The sequence below is a fragment of the Sphingopyxis chilensis genome (assembly GCF_035930445.1).
GTDB lineage: Bacteria > Pseudomonadota > Alphaproteobacteria > Sphingomonadales > Sphingomonadaceae > Sphingopyxis > Sphingopyxis chilensis.
Genome location: NZ_CP142394.1, coordinates 2,756,539 through 2,775,337 on the forward strand (window position 1 = coordinate 2,756,539; position 18,799 = coordinate 2,775,337).

Consider the following 18,799-nt stretch of genomic DNA (forward strand, 5'->3'; position numbering starts at 1 on the left):
TGGGTTCAAATATCGCGTCCCGGCCAGGTTGTTTTGCCCGCACGAACAGAATTTCCCACAACAACAAGAGGACAGAAGACATGACGATACGGAAAAGCACCGCGATGATCGCGGCGATCACCATGCTTGCTGTTGGCGCCTGCTCGAAAAAGGCTCCTGACACGCTTCCCCCCGCCCCCGAAGGCACCGGGACCGATCCCGGCGCCGGGACCGGCACCGGCGTGATCCCGGGGTCGCAGGAAGATTTCCTCACAAACGTCGGCGTCGCCGGCGACCGCATTTTCTTTGATTACGACCAGTATAATGTCGACGCGCAGGACCAGTCGACGCTGCAGAGCCAGGCGCAGTGGTTGCAGCGCAACCCTGCGGTTCGCGTCACGCTCGAAGGCCATGCCGACGAACGCGGCACCCGCGACTATAACATCGCGCTCGGCGAACGCCGCGCCAACGCAGCGAAAAACTATCTCGCGTCGCTCGGCATCGATCCCAGCCGCATCAACGTCATCAGCTATGGCAAGGAACGTCCGGCCGAACTCGGTTCGACCGAAGAGGCTTATGCCAAGAACCGCCGCGCAGTGACCGTCGTTATCGGGCAATAAGCGGCCAGAGCGGCACCGTTGCAAAGGCTGCCGCGCAGGCAAAGACACCGAAGGGGACCCGCCGCTCGCCAAGCGGCTGGTCCTCTTTTTGTTGCGCGGCGATCGCCCAGACGATCCCTCCGAGGCTCGCGAGCAACAGCATCAGCGGCAGCGCCTGCCAGCCGAGCCACGCTCCGATCGCCGCGACCAGTTTCGGGTCGCCCCCGCCCATGGCGTCCTTCCGTCGCACACGGCGATAGAATTCGGCGATGGCGGCGAGCGTCAGACCGCTAACGAAGGCGCCGACCCATCGATCGATCAATGCCGTGTCGAGCATCGGTCCAGCGAGCAGAAGGCCGACCACCCCGAGCAACAGATTGAGGCGATCAGGCAGCCAGAAATGTCGCGCGTCGAGCAGCGCAAGCGGCAACAACAGCCAGCCAAACAGCGCCCATAGCCAACCCGCCGTTCCCGGCATGAGTGCCAAAGCGACGACCCCGACCAACGCCGCTCCCAGTTCGACGCGCGAATGAAAGGGGTCGATCGGTGCGCCGCACGTCCGGCATCGCCCCCGCGAGGCGAGAGGCGACAGCAACGGGATGAGATCGAGTGCGCCCAGCGGGCGGCCGCATCCGTCGCACTGCGATCGCCCGAGCACCGACCGGCCCGCAGGCCACCGCAGCACCAGCGTCGCGATGAAGCTACCAAGAATGAGCCCGATCAGGCCGGCAAAGGCGATGCCCATGCCGAAGGGCAAGGCATCGAGAAGGGTCACGTCAGAAGCGGCCTGTGGTCGCCAGCACGAAGCCGCCTTGGCCCGCCCGGAACCCCAGCGCGGCCAGCGCCGCGACCATCGCGGGGTCGCGGTCGACATTGATCGCGAATTGGGCGCGATACGCGCCGCTTCCGTCGAACGACAAGGTCAGCCGCTCCATTCCCGACTGGCTGGCGAGCGCGGCCTGCGCGCGCCCTTTGGCACAACTGAGCGGACCGGACAGGCCGCGCGACAAATCGAGGCCCGCGATTGGGGCGTTGACGGCAAGCTGGATACGGCCGCCGGCGGCGGCGCATCGCCCCGCATCGTCGAAACGCACCGTCGCGCCTTCGAAGCTTATCCTGTCTACCGGGATCGCGCCCAGCCCGCCCGACATCGACGTCGTGCCGCTGACGTCGGACATGCCGCGAGGATCGCTGCCATAAAGGCGTCCGGCCAGCGCACCGAGCCTTTCATCGGTGCGGGAGAAAGACAGTTCGACACCCCCGCCCAGAAGCGCAAGCGGCGAAAGGCTCGCCCGCACCGTGCCGAGCGGTAAGGCCCCGAGCCGCGCCTCGACGAGTTCGCCCGACCACACCGAGCCGCGCACCTCACGCGCGGAGACACCCGCATCGCTCGCGCCCGACCAAGCGAGCGCGAGCCGCATCGGAAAGGTCGCAATGAGAAGCAGCAGTGCAAGCGCTACCCCGGCGATGATCCATCCTCTACGCGCGATCATTGTCCGCCCTTCCGGAGTTCCGCCGTCAGTCCGACGGTGCCGTCGGCGGCCGGAGTGATAGTCAGTTGATCGACGACGAAACCTTGCCCCTCGAGCGAAGCGAGCCAGTCGACCAGCACCGGCGCCTTGGCGGTGGCGATGGCGATTGTCGCTTGCCCGCTGCCCCTTGCCTCGTTGCGGTCGAGCGTCAGCCCGATCTCGCCCGCCGATTGCGCAAGAAATTGGTCGATCGCCATCGCATCGACCGTCTTTGCCACAGATTTCGCAGGACTCCGGCCAAGTAACTGCACCTTTGCCTTGACGCGGCCCTCGCGCTCGATCGCCGCGCCATGCCCGCTTTCGAGATCGATGAACGCCGCGACCGCAGGGCGGGCGAGGCCCCATATCAGCACGCCAAGTGCAAGCGCGCCGGCGACGCCGACAAGCCAGCGTTCGCGCGTCGAAAGGCCGATCCACCAGTTTTTCAAGCGCTCGGTCATGGTACCGCCCGGATGGTGATATTGGCCATTTGCTGGCCGTCGCTGCCAGCCATCGGCTGCGCGGTGATGCGATAGCCGCGCGCCTGAAGGGCGAGCAGCACCTGGTTAATGTCCTCGACGCGCGGCGCGGCGAGCGTCGTCGACAACGTCCCGTCGGTGCGATGCGACAGCGTCTTGAGCGATACGCCGGGCGCATCCCCCATCGCGTCGTAAAGCGCCGAAGCGGGGACAGAGAAGGCAAGCGGTCCGCCGCCGGCGGCCGCGAGACGGTGGTCGAGTTCGGCTTCCGCCGCCGCGGGATTGGGCGCGGCGACGCCTGCCTTTTTCGCCATCGCCACCACCGCTTCATCGGCGCGCCCGGTGTCGGCGGCGAGGCGTATCGCGTAAATGACCGGAACGAGCACGCTGATGGCGATGAGCGCTACCAACAAAAGCTTTGCCGTCCGCAGCATCGCGGCGTCGACAGACCAACTGCGCTTCGGCTTCCAGCCACCGCTGAGCAGGTCGAGCGGCGGCGCCGCCAGAGTCAGCAACAGCGCTTCGCGCATGCGGTCGGAATCGAGCGGCACGACAGCATGATTGCCGGCGATCAGCGGATCGAGCTCAGGGTCCGAAAGATAGGCACGGTCGGCGCTTCGGATGACCTGCTCGCCGCCAATCTCGGCAGTCCAGAGCGTATCGGGCTCGGGCCGCGGCACGGCGGCGGTGGCGGGAATGATCGCGACGGGTGCCAGCTCGCGCGCCTTCAGCCAGTCGGCCCATGCGGCCATCGCCGCGTGAGTGGTGACCGCGACCGGGACGGCCTGCCCCTCGCCTGCCGGCTGCCCCGTGACCACATGCAGCGACGCCGCGTCGCCAAGGCTATCCTTCAGCGCATCGATTCGCGCGGCGGCGGCGGCTTGCGCGGGAGCGGCGTCCGGATAATGAAGCCAGCGCAGCGGCACGTCGGCCGCAGGCGCCAGTGCGACCAGCCGGCCGTCGGCGTCCTCGTCCTGCGGCGTTTCCCAAGCGCCAACCCAGCCGTCGTCCTGCCCCGAATCGACGATCACCCCATCGTCGATACGCAGCCATGCGGGATAGGGCGCATTTTCCTCGCGAAGCGCCGCAACGGGCGGCAGCCAGATAACCAGCGTGCGTGACATATCAATCGGTCTCGCCCCAATCGCGGCGGACGATGACTGGCGGCGTCATTCCTGCGGACGGCGCCCCGCCATTGGCATCGATCAGCGAAATTGCGGTCAAGAAACCGTCCCCCATCGTCACATTCGTCGTCAGCGTGAGCCAGCGGCTGGTCACACCCGCCTGTTGGGCCACGTCGGTCGGCGGCTTGCGCCCTTCGAACGGCCTCGCCTCCCAGAATCGTACGCTGCTGCCATAGCCGCCCGCGGGGCGCGCCGCCAGCGCCGCCCGCGCGTCGGCGATACTGATTTCTCCGGGCAGCAACATCGCAATCAGCGGCGCCTGTTCGGGAAGAAGTGTATTCACGTTCAACTTCACCGGATCGGTCAACGGCAGCACGCAGACCCAAGGCTTGAGCCGCGCGTAGATTTTGGGGCTGACCCCGCGCACCGCGCGAAGCTCGCTGACATCGGCCATCTTTCGGTTGGCGGGCAGATAGGCACTTTGCATCGATCGATAGACATTATCCTCCGCGCCGAGCCGCCCTTCATTGCCGTCGCTGTCGATCCAGTCGGCCGCCGCCCCCGCGATCGCCTGCGCCTCGCCCGGCTCGATCCCCAGCAGCGTCATCAATTCGCCGAACTGGCGCATCGCTCCCGATCGCTGGCCGAACCGCCCCGGCACCGTCTCGGCGACAAGGCTGTTGAGGTTGAAACAATTGTTCGCATCGGTGAGCCTCGCCCGCCCTACGCCGCCGGGCAGCGGCAGGGTAAAATCGCGCCCCAGCCAATTGCCCGCGAGCGTCAGCTTGGCCGGATCGCGCCCGACGAGATCGGCGACCTGTCGCAGCGCGATATGTTCGGCAGCGAAGGCGTAAGCACGTCCCTGATCGACCGTCGCCGCGCTGCCCGCGATACGCGTCGCAAGCGTCAGGCGGTCGAGCGCGGTCGCGGCGATGACCGCCATCACCGCGACGAGCAGCAGCACACTGAGCAGCGCCGCGCCGCGTTCACCTGTCGCGTCGCGCGTCATGGCGCAGGCACTCCAGCGACCGGCGGCGGCAGCGTCGGAGCGGTCAGGAACGACATCGTCAGCGCCTCGCGCCCCGTGCGCGTCAGCCGTACCTCCACCGCGCGCGGCAATCGGTCGCCCGGTTCCGAAATCCAGCTTTCACTCCAATTGCCCCGCTCGTCGCGATACCGCACCGCCACCGCCGCGACCTCGCCCACCAGCCGGTCCCCGTCGCCAAGCGCGGTTCCGTCGAGCATCGGCTGCGCCGCGCGGCGCCACTCTTCCCCCACAAGCGCATAGCCTACTCGCTCGACATTCGGGCGCGGGCTGCCATCGAGCGAGCCGGCGCCGCCATGCACAAAGGCAAAGCCGTTCGACGACCCGATGAAAGCCGGAATGGCCTCACCCGCGGGGCCGCGCGTCGATCGTTGGACCGCCTGCGCCAGATCGTTCGCCATCACGGCACGCAGCCGGTTGATGCCGCCCATCGCCTTCAGCCGTTCCTGCACCGCATCCTGCGTATCGACGCTGGCGCGCAAAAGGCCGACGCCCATCGCCGCGATCGCCGCGAAGATCGACAGCGCGACGAGCATTTCTACAAGCGTGAAGCCGCGTTCGTCCCTCATTGCGATGGCCGGATGATCGTCAGCGCCGCTTGCCCACGTCCGCTTTCGGGCCGGACGAGTAGGTCGATGCGCAGCAGCGCGTTATCGGCGGTCCTGGCGACACGTTGTTCGACGCGCCAGTTGCGCCCCGCGTTGGCGACGCCGATCGCACTGTTGCCGATCGTCGGCGGGGCCGGGTCGGTCCACAGTTCGACCGCGCGGTTTTGGGCGACGATGCCCGCCATCGTGCTTTCGTCGAGGTCGCCCGCGGTGCGGATCGCATAGGCGTCGAGGCGGATCAGCGCGAGCGCGGCGATGCTGATGACGCTGAGCGCAACCAGCATTTCCAGCAGCGTAAACCCGCTTTCACGCTCACTGGCCACGACTGACCTCCCCGGTGGCGGAGACGCGCACCACTTCGCGCGCGTCGCCGCCGGCCAGCACGATGGCCTGCGGCGTCGGGCTGGTACCGACCCGGTCGAAAAGCAGGCGCGCCGCGCCGCGACCGTCGCCCGCCTCGAAGCGGACGTTGCCGGACCAGTTCCGCCGTTCGAAGGCGCGACCGGGAAGCGGCTGCCATTCGCCCGCAATCCGCCGTTCGAACCCGTAACCTGACGGCGCGAAATTGACCGCGACGCTGCGCCCCTCGATCACCGCCACATCGCGCGCGGCGGCAAGGCGCGCGGCGAGCCTGTCGGCCTCGCTGCGCACAGTGCGCTCTTCCCCGGGGATGGTCAGCACCACGGCCGTTGCCGCAAGTGCCATGATCGCGAGCACGACCATCAGTTCGACAAGGGTGAAGCCGTTGGCGGGGGGACGCGCGCGCGCCTTAATTGTCGCTGCGAATATCCGCATTGTCGTCGGTCCCGCCGGGGGCGCCGTCGGCACCGAGCGACCAGACGTCGAACGCCTTCCCGTTCGGCCCCGGCGCCTGATAATTATAAGGGCGCCCCCAAGGATCGGCGGGCAGTTTCTTGATATAGCCACCGCGGCGATAACGTTCGGGCTGCGCCAGCGCAGGCGGCGCAGTGACGAGCGCGTTCAGCCCGTCGGTCGAGGCCGGGTAGGTCAGATTGTCGAGCCGATATTGCTCGAGGGCGTTTTCGAGCGTCGAAATGTCGGCTTTCGCCTTCGTCACCATCGCGCGATCCTGGCTCGGCAGGACGTTGATCATCACCACCGTGGCGAGCAGCCCGATGATGAAGATGACGACCATCAATTCGGTCAGGGTAAAGCCGCGCTCATCCTTCTTGCGGCGGCGGTGCACGGGCGGGCGGGCGGTATCGAGCATCAGGTGAAGGAATAGCTGCATCAGCGACATTTTCATAGTCCGGCTAGGTTCTGCAACTGAAGGATCGGAAGCAGGATGGCGAGGATGATAAGGGCAACGCATGACCCCATAACGACAATTATGACAGGTTCGAGAAGCGCCATCGACGCAGCCGTAAAGCGGTCGAATTCGCGTTCGAGATAGTCGGCGGCGCGTTCGAGCATGACTTCGAGCCGCCCGGCGCTTTCACCACTCGCCGTCATATAGACGAGCAGCGGCGGAAACACCCCGGCGTCGCGCAGCGCTGTGGACAGGCCGCCGCCGGCACGCACCTGATCGACGATATGCGCCGTCGCGCTGGCGAGCGCGGCATTGCGGATCGTCGGCACCGTCAGCTTCAGCCCTTCGACAAGCGGCAGGCGGCTCGACACCATCGTCGAGAGCGTTCGGGCGAAGCGCGCCGCATAGAGATCACGGAGCAGACGCCCCAGGAGCGGCAGACGAAGCAGCCGCGCATCGACCGCGGCCTTGAACGCCGGGCGTCGCAGCGCGACGACCCAGCCGAACGTGGCAGCGGCGATCAGCAGCGCGATCAGCCACCACCAATTGGCGGCGAAGCTTGAAATGGCGATCACCGCGCGGGTCAGGAACGGGAGCTGTTGGCCCGTATCGGTGAATTGTTCGACGACCCGCGGAACGACGAAGATCATCAACGCCGCAACCACGCCGATCGCCACCACCGCGAGCACGATCGGATAGGCGAGCGCGGCAATCAGTTTGCCGCGGACTTCGGCCTGGCGTTCGAGCAGGTCGGCGAGGCGCGCAAGGATCGTCGTCAGGCTGCCCGTCGTCTCGCCCGCGGCGACCATCGCGCGATAGAGCGGCGGGAAGCTGGCCGGCTGGCGCGCCATCGCATCGGCGAGGCGGCGGCCTTCGAGCAGGCCGGCGTGGACGTCGCCGACGACGGCGCGCGCGCTTTCGGCCTCGCTCTGCCGCGTCAATGTGCGCAGCGCCTCTTCGAGCGGCGCGACTTCGGCGAGCGTCGCGAGCTGGCGCGTGAACAGCGCGAGTTCCTTGCTGCCGAGCTTGTTCTTGCGAAAGGCGAGCAGCGAGCGGCCCGTGGGCTTCGCGCCCGCCGCCTCGACCGCAACGATATGGAATTTGCGGCGGACCAGGTCCGCGCGCGCCGCGTCGTCGTTCGTGGCGGTCAGCCGTCCCTTGCGCTCGCGGCCCTGCGGATCGATCGCCACATAGCGATAATCAGGCATCGATTTCCTCGCGCCGCGCGATGCGGATCGCCTCTTCGGCGGTCGTCAGCCCCTTCGCGACCATTGCCCGCGCCGCCGAGGCGAGCGTCGGCGATTTGAGGAAGGCGTGGCGCGTGATCATCGATTCGTCGCCGCCGGCGTAGATATAGCGCCGGACGGTTTCATCGACCTTGATCGCCTCGAACACGCCGATGCGGCCCTTGAACCCTGTGCCGCCGCAGTGATCGCAGCCCTTGGGGCGCCAGATCACGGTGCCGATGTCGAGCCCGAGGATGGCGGCGACGCTGTTGTCGGCCTGCACCGGTTCGCGGCAATTGTCGCAAAGTTTGCGCACAAGTCGTTGCGCGAGGACGGCGCGGAGGGTGGAGGCTAGAAGAAAAGGCTCTACTTTCAAATCCTTAAGACGCGTTATCGCGCCCACCGCATCGTTGGTGTGCACGGTCGAGAGGACGAGGTGCCCGGTGAGCGAGGCCTGCACCGCGATGTCGGCGGTCTCGCGGTCGCGGATTTCGCCGACCATCACGACGTCGGGATCCTGGCGCAGGATGGCGCGGAGGCCGGCGGCGAAGTCGAGCCCGACCTTGCTGTTCACCTGCGTCTGCCCGACGCCGTCGACGGCATATTCGACCGGATCCTCGACGGTCAGGATATTGCGCTGGCCGTCGTTGAGCTGCTTGAGCGCGGCGTAAAGCGTCGTCGTCTTGCCCGATCCGGTCGGCCCGGTGACGAGGATGATGCCGTTGGGTTCGGCGAGCGCCTCGCGCAAAATCCGGTCGGCCTCGCCCGAGAGGCCGAGCACGTCGAAGTCGATCCCCGCCGCATCCTTGTCGAGGATACGCATCACGACCCGCTCGCCCGCGCGGCTGGGCAGCGTCGAGACGCGGACGTCGACCGCCTTGCCCGCGAGCGTGAGCCCGATGCGGCCGTCCTGCGGCACGCGGCGCTCGGCGATGTCGAGGCGCGCCATCACCTTGATGCGGCTGACAACGACGGGGGCGACGTGGGGCGGCATGCGCAGATGTTCGCGCAGCACGCCGTCGGCGCGCATGCGCACGACGAGCCCGCTTTCATAGGGCTCGATATGGATGTCGCTGACCCCCTGCCGCACCGCCTCCGCGATGATCGCGTTGATCAGGCGGATCGCCGGGGCGTCGTCGGCGCTGTCGAGAAGGTCCTCGGCGCTGGGGATGCCGAGATCGAGGTCGCTGCCGTCGAGCGAACCCGCCATCGCCGCGGCCGAGCTATCGACCGCATAATGATCCGACAGCAGCCGGTCGAAATCGGCGGCGCTGGCGGTCACGACGCGCAGCGGCTGTGCGAGGTAGCGTTTGACCTCGATCAGCACCGCAGGGTCGCCGTCCTCGCGCAGCGTCGCGAGCCAGACGCCGTTTTCGCCCGGCGCGATCACGACGCCATGTGCGCGGGCAAAGCCGTAGGGAATATCGACCGGCGCCGGAGGAGGCGCCGCCGGTTCGATGTCGGTCACGGATAGTCTCCGGCAGGCGGCGTCGGCGCCTGCGACGTCGAGGGGGGAACGTCGGTCGGCGTGACGCTGCCGTCGGGACCGCGCAGTTCGGGCAGATCCACGGGGCCGACCGTGACGTCGGCCGACGTCGGCGGCGACGGCGGGGTCGTGCCCATATAGTCGCGCACCAGCGTGTCGATCGCGGGTTCGACGTCGGGATTCCGCTGCAGCTGGAAATTGCGGATATAGCCATAGCGGCGCGCGGTGAGCGCGGCATTGTCCTCGCGGCTTTTCAGGATGGTCGGGCGGATGAAGACCATAAGGTTGGTCTTCGCGCGCGTCCGGCTACGCGATTTGAACAGCTCGCCGATGAGCGGGATGTCGCTGAGCAGCGGAATGCGTTCGATCGTCCGGCGCTCGTCGTCGTTGAGCAGGCCGCCGATCGCGAGGATTTCGCCGTCATCGACGGTCAGCACGGTTTCGAACGAGCGCTTGTTGAGGATGAGGTCGCTGTTGCGCGAGGATACCGGCCCCGCGACGCTCGACACTTCCTGGCGAAGGAAGAGCTTGACCTCGCCCGCGCCGTTGACCTGCGGCGTGACGTCGAGCTTGATGCCGACCTCTTCGCGCTGCACGGTGCGGAAGGCTTCGTCGAAATTGTCGGAAAGCGCTTCGCCCGTCGTGATCGGCACTTCCTGCCCGACGAGGAATTTCGCCGCCTGATTGTCGAGCGTGACGATGTGCGGCGTCGCGAGCAGGTTCGACGTCGTGTCCGATTTCACGGCATTGATGATCGCGCCGAAGATGGTGTTCTTGCCGATGTCACCCGCGAAGCCGGCAAAGCCGCCGGTCGCCGAAAGCAGCGACGCTGCGGCGGCTTCCTGCAAACTGTTGCCGAGCGCGCTCGACGTCTGGGTAACGACCGTGGTGCCGTCGACGGTTGTCGTTTCCTGCTGAAGCTGTGTCGACGCATAGGCGCCGCCGAGCGTCAATATGTTCGGCGACGCATTGCTGTAGCTCGTCGCGACGAACGGGATATTCTTGCCGCCGAGCAGGAACTGGACGCCGAGGCGTTTTGCGGCATCGTCGCCGATCTCGACGACGATCGCCTCGACGAGCACCTGTTGGCGGCGACTGTCGAGCTGGCGGATCAGTTCGCCGAGCATTCGCTGCACTTCGCTGTTGGCGGCGACAATGATCGCATTGGCGCCTTCGTAACGCGTGACGATGGCGGGACCACGGGTCGAGATGCTGCCGGTGCCGCCCGCGCCGGTCGATGCCGACGTGGTCGCCGCGGGTGCCGGCGCGGGTGTGCTGTTGCCGCCCGACGACGAGGAAGAGGACGACGACGTCGCTGGCGGCAGGCCGGCCTTTTGCGCCGGGTCGCTGCCGCCGCCGATCAGTTGCTGGAGCGTCGGAAGCAGGGTTTCGGCATTGGCATGTTCGAGCCAGTAGACGCGCAGTTCGGTGCCCCCCGCCGCCTTGGCATCGAGATCGTTCGCCATCGAAACGAAGCGCGCGACAAGCGCCTGGTCGCCCCGGAGCGCGATCGCGTTGCTGCTGTCGATCGGGACGATCGCGACCGGCGCGCGCGCGCCCTCGCCCGCTGCCGGGACGAGCGCCTGCAACGCGGCGGCGATTTCGCGCGCGCCCGCGTTTTTCAGCGTCACGATCTGGCTGGTCGAGCTGTCGCGGTCGATGCTCGACGCAAGCGCCCGGATGCGGCGGATATTGTCGGCGAAGTCGGCGACGACGAGGCTGTTGGCGTTGCGGTTCGCGGTCAGCGAACCTTGCGCGCTGACGAGCGGGCGCAGCGTTTCGACCGCAGCGACGGCGTCGATATGGCGGAGGCGGATGATTTCGGTGACGAACTGGTTCTGCGCCGCGCCGCCGCTGCCGATGCGGCCGGGCTGTGCCGCGGCGCCGTCGATCGGCTGGACGCGGTAGCTGCCGTTCGGCCCCGGCACCGCGACGAGGCCGTTCGAGCGCAAGGTGGCAAGGAATATCTCGAAATATTCGCTGCGCGACAGCGGCCGGTCGGTGACGACCGACACCTTGCCGTTGACGCGCCCGTCGATGACGAAGGTGCGCCCGGTGATCCGCGCCGCGTCCTGGATGAAGGCGCGGATGTCGGCGTCGCGGACGTTGAGCGTATATTGGGCGACCGCGGGTGCCGGCGTGGCGGAAACGAGCGCGGCGGCGAGCATGAGAGATAGTTTAAGACGCATAAACCCTATTGCTTCGACAGGAAGATGGCGACGGGAACGACGCTGGCGCCGCGTTCGACCTCGAGCGCGATGCGCGCGCCCGGGGCAAGTTGGTTGGCAAGCCCCGCGATGTCGCTCGCCGAGCTGATCGGGCGGCCGTTCACCGAACGGACGACATCGCCGGGGCGCAGCCCCGCGGCGCGGAACGCCGCCCCGTCGCCCTGCGGCTGGACGACGACCCCGGTGACGCGGCCCTCTTCGGTACGCGGGGCGAAACCGATCCCGGCCTTGATCGCCGCGGGAGTCATTTCGCCGCTGGTGCCGCTGGGCGCCGCGCCGATCTCGGGCGTCGGCGCGGGAAGCGCACCCCCGGGGCTGGCAACGGGCGCCTCGCCGCTTTGGTCGAGAAACAGGCTTTCGCGCGCACCGCCGCGGTCGAGCAGCACATGGTCGAAAGCGACGCCGGCGAGTTTCAGCCCCGGCGCGATCTCTTCGCCGACGGCGTAGCTGGTCTGCACCCCGTCCTCGCCCGCGATGATCGCCGAACCGCCGCCGGTCGCTTCGTTGAGGTTGATCCCGAAAAGCGTGAGCCCGGCCGAGGTGACGGTCGCGGTGGCGGGCCCCTGAACATTGCCGCGAAAAAAGGGATCGAGGCTGGAGAAAAGCGCGCGCCGTTCGGCGGGCGATGCGATGACGGCGGTCTGCGGCTGCCACGCGCCGAGCGGCGACAATGGGGTGAGGAGGGTCCAGAGCAGGCGGACGCATTGCCAGATCAAGAGCGCGCCGAGCAGGCCCACGACCAGCATCGGCCAGATTTCGCGCGGGGTCCGCTTTCGCGCACGCAGCCACGAAGGCAGCGCGCGCGGCAGCCGAATGGCCGATCCGGACATCAGCGTTGCCATGTGGTTATCTGTCCCCCAACCGAAAAAGCATCTCGCGAATCGCCTAGGGGCGATTGGTGACAATCAGTTGACGGGAAGATTACAGTTTTTTGTCAGTCGGGCGAGTCCGGTGCGGCGGGCGGGGGCGAAGCACCGAACTCTCCTCATTTCGTTATCCCGGCGAAGGCGGGGATGACGGGCGGGTGGAGCCATCGGCCTTGCGCACGGCCGATGCCCCCCACCCCCTGCGCCCCGGATCAGGTCCGGGGCTCGCTGCCCTCCCCTGAAGGGGAGGGCGTCAGTTGGGTCAAAATTTGATCGAGGCGCTGAGCGAGAAGGTCCGGCCCAGCTTGTAGCGGTTGAAATAGATCTTGTTGTCGCCCGAGGTCTGGACTTCCTGATATTTGCGCCCCGTCAGGTTGCGCGCCTCGAACTTCAGCTCGATTTCCTTGTTGAGCAGGTTGATGCCCTGGCGCGCGACGAAGTCGAGCTGGATGCCCGGCTTTTCCTTGAGGTCGGGCTGACCCGACGGACCGCGGCTGGTCACGCGCGGGCTGGCATAGGTCAGGAGCAAGGTCTGCTGCGAGAGCCTGTCCTGATCTTCGAGCCCGATCTGGAAATTGACCAGATGGTCCGACTGGCCGGTCAGCGGCGAGCCGTCGAAGAAGAAGATGTCGGCCGGACGCTCGACGCCGTTGACGAAGGTGACATCGTCCTCGCCGACCTGGATGTCCGACTGGGTATAGGTGTAGTTGCCGATCAGGACGAGCCGGCGGCTCTGCCAGAAGGGCGCGTCCGACAATGTGTCGAGCGGGAAATATTTCTGCACCTCGAATTCGGCGCCATAGAGCGTCGCCTTCGGCGCATTGGCATAGCTGGTGCTGACCTGGTTGTCCGACGCCGAGGTATAGGCCTCGATCGGGTTATCGATCGATTTGTAGAAGCCCGCGACGGTCAACCGCTGGTCGCGGTCGAAATACCATTCGTAGCGCAGTTCGGCATTCCACAGCTCGCTGTCGGACAGCGAGGGGTTGCCGCGATAGAGGCGGTTCGATTCGGGGTCGAGATAGACCTGCGCGACCAGTTCGCGGAACTGCGGCCGGGCGATCGTCTTTGACCCGTTGAGGCGCAGCTGCATGTCAGGCGCCATTTCCCAGGTGAGCGTCACCGCCGGCAGCCAATAGTCGTTGTCGAGATCGGTCGGCACGAACACCGACGAACCGGTGTTGAACAGGTCGACCGGCACGACGGTCTGCTTTGCCGTCTCGTAGCGGACGCCGGCGTTGATATTGACGCTGGGCACGATTTCGGCCTGCAGCTGTGCATAGCCGGCGTGCGTCGTCAGATTGGCGTCGAATGCCGCCGCGCCGTCCTGGGCCGAGGTTTCGACCAGCCGTATATCATAGAGCTGGATCGAGGCGTCGGAGAGCAGGTAATCGGGTCGCAATTGCTGCACCTCGATCGGCAGATTCTGCGCGCGGAACAGGAAGTCGCGGCGCACCGAGGTGCGGTGCGTGTCGCTATAGGCATAGCCGACCGTCGCGGTGATCCGCGGCGCCAGTTCGTAGGACAGATCGACGCCGCCCGACCAGAGATCCTCATTGAGGTCCGAAAAGGAGATGCCGGCCGAACCGCGATTGCCGCCAAGGTCGTTGACGAACTTGTCGCCCACGGGATCGACGTCGGTGGGCAGGTTGGTGCGGACATAGGTGAAGCTGCGCTCATAGGGCGCCTCGCGCTGCGAATTGGCATAGCCGCCGCGCAGGTCGAGCTGGATCTGGTCGAAGTCGAATTCGGCGACGAGCTGGGTGTTGATCAGCTGGCGTTCGTACCAGGCGGTGTCCTGCTGCAGGATATCGCGGTCGGACTGGTTGCGGTTGGTGCCGAGACCGAGGCGCGACTGCTTCAGCGTGTCGCGGATATAAAGATTGGTCCAGCGGAACTTGTGATCGCCAAGCTCGAGCCCGAAACCGAGCAGGCCGTTGACGACGATGCGGTTGTCGGTGACGACGCGGTTGAAATTGGTCTGCGGTTCACCCGACAGGTCGGTTTCGAGCGACGTCTGCTGGAGCGTGTCGCGCGTGCGCCATTTGTTGCTGATGCCCGCCGTCGCGATGATGCCGAGCTCGCCGTCGGGGAGCTGGATCGTCGTGCCGCCGGTCACGCCCGCCGACCAGTTGACCGGGATGTGGTTGTTCTGCTGGAGCAGGCTCGTCTCGGCGTTGACCAGTTCCATCTGGATCGCCTTGAGGTCGTCGAGGCTGAAGTCGGCGCCTTCGAGGATCGGCTTGCCGCTGGCAAAGGCCGCCTTCAGCAGCGGCGGGACGTCGCGCGTGCCGTCGTCGAAACCGGTCCAGTCGGTGTCGCTGCCATAATAGGTATAGCCAAGCTCGTTCGTCGTCTCGCTGTCCCAGCCGATGCCGCCCGAAAAGGTCAGGAAGGTCTCGCGCGGGGTCGACTTGGTCGTGAGGTTGATCACGCCGCCGCCGAACTCGCCGGGGAAATTGACCGAATAGCTTTTCTGCACCAGCGTCGAATCGATGACGTTGGTGGGAAAGATGTCGAGCGGGACGACGCGCTTCAGCGGTTCGGGGCTGGGCAGCGGCGAGCCGTTCAGGAGCGCGAGCGAATAACGGTCGCCGAGGCCGCGGACATAGACGAAGCCGCCGCCGACCACCGACAGGCCGGTCACGCGCTGCAGCGAACCCGAAATATCGCCTTCGCCGGTGCGCGCGATGTCGGCGGAGGAGAGGACCGACACGACCTCGGGGGTCGCGCGGACGACATTGGGGGTATAGCGGCCGGTCACGACGATTTCGGCGTCGGCGCCGCCGGGGATCGACACATCGACCTCTTCCTCGGCCGCATCGGTCGCCGGGTCGGCGGGCGGCGTTTCGGCGGGCGCGGGATCGGGCTCGGCCGTCTGGGCGAGCACCGCGGGCGACACCAGCGCCGACGAAAGGAGCAGGAAGCTGGCGAATAGCGACCGCTTGGTCATGTTGGATAACCCCTATTGGCAGATTGAAATGGGGGCGGGGCGCGCCCGTGGTGCGCCCCGCCCCGGTATCGGACGTCGGCGCGTCAGGTTACGGGGATGTCGGTGCAGTTGCCGCTGGTGTCGCCGAACGACGCCGTGGCGGAATTGCAGGTCCAGCCCGCGTACCAGGTGTCGTTGGCGTCGGCGACCGCGCCGACATAGGCCGTCGTGTCGAAGAAGCTCGCGAGCGTCTTGGCATCGAACGGCGTCAGCGCGGTTTCGGTCGCACCGTTGACGAACAGGTCGGTCAGGCTCGGCGTGTAGGTCGAGCTGTTGTTCGTGCCGAGTTCGAAGATCGCGCGGACCGCGGCGTCGTCGGGACCATTCGAGCCGCGGAACGGACGGTCGTTGCACTGCATCGACACCGACTGGAACACCGGCGGGCCGTTTTCGTCGAGCGCCGGGTCGGCGGGCTGCACCGTGGTGGCGCTGTCGATGCGGATGCACGACGCGCCGGTGGTGATCAGGCCGTTGGCGAAGGTGTAGTCGGCGCCTCCGCGGATGCGGATCGCGGCGCCGTTGCCGGCCGCTGCGTTGCGGTGGATGAAGGTGAAGTTTGCGATATTCACTTCCTGACGCGGAACCGCATCTTCATCGCCGTCGGAGTCGATTTCCATGATCGAGTCGCCGACCGTGCCGCCGGCACGCTGGACGGCGATCGCATATTGGATATTGCCCTTGTAGCCGACGTCGGTGTCGAAGCTGTCGTCCTCGGCGCCGGTGACGACGAGATGCTTGAAGTTCGGACGGCCGCCGAACACTTCCATGCCGTCGTCCGAGCTGTTGTGCATCTGGATATGGTCGAACTGGGTCGCCGAACCGACGCCCGACGGGGTCAGGCCCTGCAATTCGCTGTCGGGCGACAGGTTGAAGCCCGAATAGCGGATCTGGACGTAGCTCATACGGCCCGAGTTATCGTTGGTGATCTCGCCGCCGTAGAGCGCGTTCGACGTGCCTTCGGTGTCGCGTTCGCAGTCGTTGGTGCCGGGAACCGCACCCGCCGCGTCGCAATCGGTGATCGGCGCGCGGCCGAGCAGGACGACGCCGCCCCACAGCTGCGACGTGTTATCGGTCGCCGAGCCGACGACGTTGCCGCGGCCGGTGAAGACGATCGGCTGCGTCGGGGTGCCGACGGCGTCGATCTTGTTGCCGCGGTTGACGGCGAGGAAGGCGGTGCCGGTCGAGGCGAAGATGGTGACGCCCGGATCGATCGTCAGCGTGACGTCGGCGGTATCGCCGGCTTCTTCGGTCGGACCCTGGTCGCTACCGACATCGACGCGGCCGGGAAGCGAATAGATCACGCCGTCGACCTTCGGAATCGCGGTCGTCGAGTTGAACTTCGCGGGGAAGCCGCAGTTGCGCCAGGTGCCCTGCGGGCCCGAAATGGTGCCAAGGTCGGCGAGCTGGTCGGCGCCGTTGATGGCCGGGCAGGCGTCGGCCGGGGTCACGCCGGTCGGCGTGGGGGTCGGCGTCGGGGTCGGAGTGGGCGCCGGGGTCGGGGTCGGCGCGGGAATGACGATCACGCCTTCACCGGGCGACGCGACGCCATCGGCGCCGCACGCGGCAAGAATGGAACAGGCCACGCCGCTAAGCATGACCAAACGAATGCGTGCGAAAGCCGCCATGAAAATCTCCGTTCCCGGTGTGCGCCTGCGCGCCCCTGATGAAAAACACGCCGCGAGCAAGAATAAGGATTGTCGTCTCGCCCCCGGTGAGGCCGCCACTAGGGTGATTCGATGACGGTCTGACGCCAGAGCCGTGACACTTGCATGACTCTTTCGAGTCGCTTTGATGACAAGCGCGGCGGCCGTAGGGCGTGCCCGTTCGCACCTGCAAAAATAAAAGCGGCGAAGCTCGCTTGCATCGCCCCGAAAGCTTTGCTAGGCGCCCGCTCCTACCTGGTGCCGGACCCGATCCGGACCATCATGATGTGCGGTCGTGGCGGAACTGGTAGACGCGCAACGTTGAGGTCGTTGTGGCCGAAAGGCCGTGGAAGTTCGAGTCTTCTCGACCGCACCATCATTACCGGAAACCGAAGCCGATGCCGGGGCTGACAGGTGCCGGCACGCTTCACCCCCATCCCCGATAGCTGTTTGATGACGCCCGCCCGGCCGCCTCGCGCGAAGCCGCGCGCAATGCGGCGATTTCCTGCCGGCTCCAATATGGCTAGGTAGTGGGCGAACGAGAGGGACGCATATCGTCCTCGAGGAGATGGACCGTTGAATATCGCCAGCATCGCCCTGCCCCGCATCTTCCGCATCGGCGGCGGCGCGTCGAAGCAATTGCCCGAAGTGCTCGCAAGCCTGGGTCTGTCGCGGCCGTTGATCGTGACCGATGCCTATCTGATGAGCAGCGGGCGCGTCGCCGAGCTGGAGAACGGGTTGGCGGCGACGGGGATCGCGGCGCGCGCGTTCGCCGATACGGTGCCCGACCCGACGGTGGCGTCGGTCGATGCGGGCGTGGCTTTTTTGAAAGCGGGCGACCATGACTGCGTCGTCGGATTTGGCGGCGGCAGCCCGCTCGACAGCGCGAAGGCGATCGCGCTGCTCGCGAGCCACGGCGGCGCGATGGCCGATTACAAGGCGCCGCATGTCCAGGACGCGCCGGGACTGCCCGTCATAGCGATCCCGACGACCGCGGGCACGGGATCGGAAGCGACGCGCTTCACGATCATCACCGACGAGGCGACCGACGAGAAGATGCTGTGCCCGGGGCTCGCCTATCTGCCCGTCGCGGCGCTCGTCGATTATGAGCTGACCTTTACCAAGCCGGTGCGGCTGACCGCCGATACGGGCATCGATTCGCTGACACACGCGATCGAGGCCTATGTGTCGAAGCGCGCGAACCCGTTCAGCGACGGCATGGCGCTGCTCGCAATGCGCGCGATCGCACCCAATCTGCGCCGCGTGTGCGGCGACCCGATGGACGCGGCGGCGCGCGAGGCGATGATGCTGGGCGCGACGCAGGCGGGGATCGCCTTTTCGAACAGCTCGGTCGCGCTGGTGCACGGGATGAGCCGGCCGATCGGGGCGCATTTCCATGTGCCGCACGGGCTGTCGAACGCGATGCTGCTGCCCGCGGTGACCGCCTGGTCGGCGCCTGCCGCGCTCCCTCGCTATGCCGATTGCGCGCGGGCGATGGGGATCGCCGACGAGGCCGAGGGCGACCAGTCGGCGGTCGCGCGCCTGCTCGACGAGCTGGCAGCCTTGAATCGCGAGCTGGAGGTACCGGGGCCGGCGGCGTGGGGCATCGACGCGGCGCGCTGGGAGGCGCTGGTGCCGACGATGTGCGCGCAGGCGGCCGCATCGGGCTCGCCCGCGAACAATCCGCGCGTGCCCGACGCCGAAGAGATGGCGATGCTCTATGCGCAGGTCTGGGCGGGCTAG

17 protein-coding genes and 1 tRNA gene are annotated in these 18,799 nt (G+C 67.0%); 3 read left to right on the plus strand and 15 right to left on the minus strand.

Annotation, left to right across the window (positions count from 1 at the left end):
• Positions 1 to 80 precede the first annotated feature (80 nt).
• Positions 81 to 599: a peptidoglycan-associated lipoprotein Pal gene (gene pal / locus VSX79_RS12835; RefSeq protein WP_407697223.1), complete on the plus strand. Its 519-nt coding sequence runs from the start codon at positions 81 to 83 to the stop codon at positions 597 to 599.
• Here the strand turns inward: pal and VSX79_RS12840 are convergent.
• The 15 genes from VSX79_RS12840 to VSX79_RS12910 form a co-directional block, all read right to left on the minus strand.
• Positions 586 to 1,323 (minus strand): prepilin peptidase, encoded by a 738-nt coding sequence (locus VSX79_RS12840; RefSeq protein ID WP_407697284.1) that lies wholly within the window; start codon positions 1,321 to 1,323, stop codon positions 586 to 588. The genes pal and VSX79_RS12840 overlap by 14 nt on opposite strands.
• A 31-nt stretch (positions 1,324 to 1,354) precedes the next feature.
• Positions 1,355 to 2,071 (minus strand): type II secretion system protein N, encoded by a 717-nt coding sequence (locus VSX79_RS12845; RefSeq protein ID WP_326913540.1) that lies wholly within the window; start codon positions 2,069 to 2,071, stop codon positions 1,355 to 1,357.
• Positions 2,068 to 2,550 (minus strand): type II secretion system protein GspM, encoded by a 483-nt coding sequence (gene gspM / locus VSX79_RS12850; RefSeq protein ID WP_326913541.1) that lies wholly within the window; start codon positions 2,548 to 2,550, stop codon positions 2,068 to 2,070. Before gspM ends, VSX79_RS12845 begins: the two co-directional genes overlap by 4 nt.
• Entirely contained in the window at positions 2,547 to 3,692 is a 1,146-nt protein-coding gene (gene gspL / locus VSX79_RS12855; protein ID WP_326913542.1) for a type II secretion system protein GspL, read from the minus strand. Before gspL ends, gspM begins: the two co-directional genes overlap by 4 nt.
• 1 nt (position 3,693) lies before the next feature.
• Entirely contained in the window at positions 3,694 to 4,701 is a 1,008-nt protein-coding gene (gene gspK, locus VSX79_RS12860; protein ID WP_326913543.1) for a type II secretion system minor pseudopilin GspK, read from the minus strand.
• On the minus strand, positions 4,698 to 5,306 hold the full coding sequence (gene gspJ, locus VSX79_RS12865) for a type II secretion system minor pseudopilin GspJ (protein ID WP_326913544.1): 609 nt from the start codon (positions 5,304 to 5,306) through the stop codon (positions 4,698 to 4,700). The genes gspK and gspJ overlap by 4 nt, the downstream gene beginning before the upstream one ends.
• Entirely contained in the window at positions 5,303 to 5,668 is a 366-nt protein-coding gene (gene gspI, locus VSX79_RS12870; RefSeq protein ID WP_326913545.1) for a type II secretion system minor pseudopilin GspI, read from the minus strand. The genes gspJ and gspI overlap by 4 nt, the downstream gene beginning before the upstream one ends.
• Complete coding sequence (locus VSX79_RS12875; protein WP_179494836.1) at positions 5,658 to 6,140, minus strand: GspH/FimT family pseudopilin; 483 nt, start codon at positions 6,138 to 6,140, stop codon at positions 5,658 to 5,660. The genes gspI and VSX79_RS12875 overlap by 11 nt, the downstream gene beginning before the upstream one ends.
• Positions 6,115 to 6,597 carry a type II secretion system major pseudopilin GspG gene (gene gspG, locus VSX79_RS12880; protein ID WP_306455561.1) on the minus strand — a complete coding sequence of 161 codons (483 nt, stop codon included), beginning with the start codon at positions 6,595 to 6,597 and terminating at the stop codon, positions 6,115 to 6,117. The genes VSX79_RS12875 and gspG overlap by 26 nt, the downstream gene beginning before the upstream one ends.
• Before the next feature lie 11 nt (positions 6,598 to 6,608).
• On the minus strand, positions 6,609 to 7,823 hold the full coding sequence (gene gspF / locus VSX79_RS12885; protein WP_326913546.1) for a type II secretion system inner membrane protein GspF: 1,215 nt from the start codon (positions 7,821 to 7,823) through the stop codon (positions 6,609 to 6,611).
• The gene (locus VSX79_RS12890; protein ID WP_179494832.1) at positions 7,816 to 9,309 is read right to left on the minus strand and encodes a GspE/PulE family protein; all 1,494 of its coding nucleotides are present in this window, start codon (positions 9,307 to 9,309) and stop codon (positions 7,816 to 7,818) included. The genes gspF and VSX79_RS12890 overlap by 8 nt, the downstream gene beginning before the upstream one ends.
• Entirely contained in the window at positions 9,306 to 11,516 is a 2,211-nt protein-coding gene (gene gspD, locus VSX79_RS12895; protein WP_326913547.1) for a type II secretion system secretin GspD, read from the minus strand. Before gspD ends, VSX79_RS12890 begins: the two co-directional genes overlap by 4 nt.
• 5 nt (positions 11,517 to 11,521) lie before the next feature.
• Positions 11,522 to 12,397 carry a type II secretion system protein N gene (locus VSX79_RS12900; protein ID WP_179494828.1) on the minus strand — a complete coding sequence of 292 codons (876 nt, stop codon included), beginning with the start codon at positions 12,395 to 12,397 and terminating at the stop codon, positions 11,522 to 11,524.
• Between the two features lie 286 nt (positions 12,398 to 12,683).
• Entirely contained in the window at positions 12,684 to 15,374 is a 2,691-nt protein-coding gene (locus VSX79_RS12905; RefSeq protein ID WP_179494826.1) for a TonB-dependent receptor domain-containing protein, read from the minus strand.
• A gap of 83 nt (positions 15,375 to 15,457) precedes the next feature.
• Entirely contained in the window at positions 15,458 to 17,038 is a 1,581-nt protein-coding gene (locus tag VSX79_RS12910; protein WP_179494824.1) for a hypothetical protein, read from the minus strand.
• A 307-nt stretch (positions 17,039 to 17,345) separates the two neighbouring features.
• On the opposite strand from VSX79_RS12910, the gene VSX79_RS12915 reads away from it, so the two are divergent.
• Together VSX79_RS12915 and VSX79_RS12920 are read left to right on the plus strand one after the other, a co-directional pair.
• Positions 17,346 to 17,432: transfer RNA gene (locus tag VSX79_RS12915), tRNA-Leu, on the plus strand.
• 200 nt (positions 17,433 to 17,632) lie between these two features.
• Positions 17,633 to 18,799, plus strand: a complete 1,167-nt coding sequence (locus tag VSX79_RS12920; protein ID WP_326913548.1) for an iron-containing alcohol dehydrogenase — start codon at positions 17,633 to 17,635, stop codon at positions 18,797 to 18,799.